This is a genomic window from Lishizhenia sp., assembly GCF_033720595.1.
Classification (GTDB): Bacteria; Bacteroidota; Bacteroidia; order Flavobacteriales_D; family Crocinitomicaceae; genus Lishizhenia.
The window spans coordinates 1-2,449 of sequence record NZ_JAWWCF010000284.1 but is presented as its reverse complement, the minus strand read 5'-3'; the positions used below and the strand labels follow the sequence as shown (position 1 = coordinate 2,449).

General features: G+C 37.3%; 3 protein-coding genes. All 3 read right to left on the bottom strand.

What is annotated here, in order from left to right:
- A partial coding sequence (locus tag R3333_RS14050; protein ID WP_318959403.1) for a response regulator transcription factor occupies positions 1-369 on the bottom strand: 369 nt, incomplete at its 3' end.
- A gap of 4 nt (positions 370-373) precedes the next feature.
- Positions 374-1,978, bottom strand: coding sequence for a HAMP domain-containing sensor histidine kinase (locus R3333_RS14045; RefSeq protein ID WP_318959402.1), 1,605 nt, complete (start codon positions 1,976-1,978; stop codon positions 374-376).
- Positions 1,979-2,104: 126 nt separating this feature from the next.
- The coding region (locus tag R3333_RS14040) for a DUF4139 domain-containing protein (protein ID WP_318959401.1) at positions 2,105-2,449 on the bottom strand (345 nt) is incomplete at its 5' end.

Here is a 2,449-nt window from a genome sequence, read left to right as displayed (position 1 = left end):
TGCTGTTCTTCTTAAAATTGCTTCAATACGCGCCAATAACTCTTCCATACTGAAGGGCTTGGTAAGGTAATCATCGGCACCAATTTTAAATCCTTCTAACTTGTCTTCCTTCATACTTTTTGCGGTAAGGAAAAGTATGGGAGTTTTTTTATCTAATTCTCGGATCTCTTTAGCCAAGGTAAATCCATCCATTTCTGGCATCATTACATCGAAGATAAGGAAGTCGAACTCTGCTTCTGTAAATTTCTGCAAGGCTAATTTTCCATTGCGTGCTAATTCTACATCAAATCCTTTGGCCTTTAAAAAGGTGTTGAGCAGTGTTCCTAAATTTTCGTCGTCTTCGGCTAATAAGATTTTTAAGTTTTTCATGGCGTTATTTATTGATCGTTATTGTAAATGTTGAACCTTTCCCAAAGGTGCTTTCTGCGTTAACCTGCCAACCTTCTAAATCGGCGATGGCTTTTACGTAGCTTAAACCTAGTCCGAAACCTTTCACATCATGTAGGTTTCCAGTAGGTACACGGTAGAGTTTATCAAAGACTTTATCCAAGTGTTCGGCTTTAATTCCTATTCCTGTATCTGCTACGCTAACGCGAATGTACTTTTCTGTTTTTTCAGTTGTAATCGTGATTGATGCCTGTTCTTTAGAGTATTTTATGGCATTATCAACTAAGTTAGAAATGATGTTTGTAGTATGAACGTGGTCTCCCGTAAATGGAATGCTTCCTGGAGCTAAGTTCAATTTAAATTGTCCGTGTTTGGCATCCATCCTTAGTTTCGCTTTCCCTACTACTTTGCTTACAATTTCATTGAGGTCAAGTGCCTCTCTTTTCAATTTTATTTCACCCTTGTCAATTACAGCACTTTGCAAGATGCGTTCTACCAAATTTCCTAAGCGTTTGTTTTCATCGTTGATCATTCCCACAAAGGGAAGCACTGCATCAGGGTTACTGGCCATCATGTCTTTGTCTGTTAACGCTTCACAAGCCAAAGAAATTGTACTGATGGGCGTTTTAAATTCATGGGTCATGTTGTTGATGAAATCATTCTTTACTTCTGATAATCTTTTTTGTTTTAAGATGGTTTTGAAAAGAACAATGAAAGAGGTAATCACTAAGGAGATTAAAAGTATACTTACCAAGAGAGTTAACCACATTTCAGAGAAAAGTTCCACGTTCATCTCATTGAAATGTATATTTAGAAAGAGATCGGCGTCAAATACGTTACCCGGAAATAAACGAGCAGCATAGGTGTGTTTCTTACTCAATTGAAGATCGTACTTATCCGTATAAGCGGGAAAAGGAATGATATCTCCATTTTTATCCGTTATGGCATAGGTGTAATCTGAATTGATCTTAGCTTGGCGCAATACATTTTGAATAACTGTATCTAAAAAAGCTAAATCGATACGTTGTTGCGGCGTTTGCGAGGAAATGTTTCGGAAGATGTCTATCATCTTCTGATTCACAAATTTGGATTTGCTAAACAATTGTGTTTTTACTCTTCTATCTAATTGTCCGGCAATGTCTAAGGAGTCTTTAGTGGATGAAGCGTATTTCATCGCGTTTCCATCGTTCATGTCCTTAACCAGAACGCTGTGTGTAGCCGTAACACCAGACAAGGAGTCGAACGATTTACCGTAAATGTAATAGTAGTTTTGAGGCTCACCTTGTTCTACGATAATGGTATCTGTAATGGATACACTTTCTTCTACCGGGAAAAGGTTTTGAAACTCTTCGATGAGCGCACTCTTGTACTGTGTTCTAAATTCTTGCCCAAAAATTGGAGCGTAATTCCTGAAGTCTGAAGCTTTTTCATGTTTAATGACCAGACTTGATAGCGTATTCTCTATACGCTTACTGTAAGCATCTGATTTTTGATGGTACAACTGAACAGATTGGTAGAGTTGTAAACCTACTAACACCAAGATGGCTAGACTTATAAGTAAGGCAATATTTCGTAAACTCAGCTTTTTCAATCTTCAGATTTGTTTCGAAGGTAAAATAAGATTAAATGTTAAAATTGTGCTTAACTTTTTTTAACAGCAAAAACCGACTGAAAGGCCCTGTTGATAGTGCCTTTCAGTCCGTGTGCTATTCATTTTTTAGAATGATGGACAGGCAATCGTTCTAAACTGTTGAACTCTGAAAGCAAATTTTTCTGGGTATTTAACGGTAAAGGAAATGCGTAATACTTTGCTTTCTCCTGGGGCAAGTTTTAAATCCCATTCCAATTCTCCATTATCGATGTTGTATTTTGCACCAGAATATTCAAGGGCTTCAACTGTGATTTCGCTTGATGCACTCACAGGTATCTGGTCTAAAATATTGATGTCAACCGTTGCAGATCTATTGTTTTTCAAGGTTACTTCATAAACGTAGGTGTCTTTTTTATTAGCACCTATCATTTGTTTTTGAGAGGTTTGAGCAATCAACTTTCTAAGCGCCTT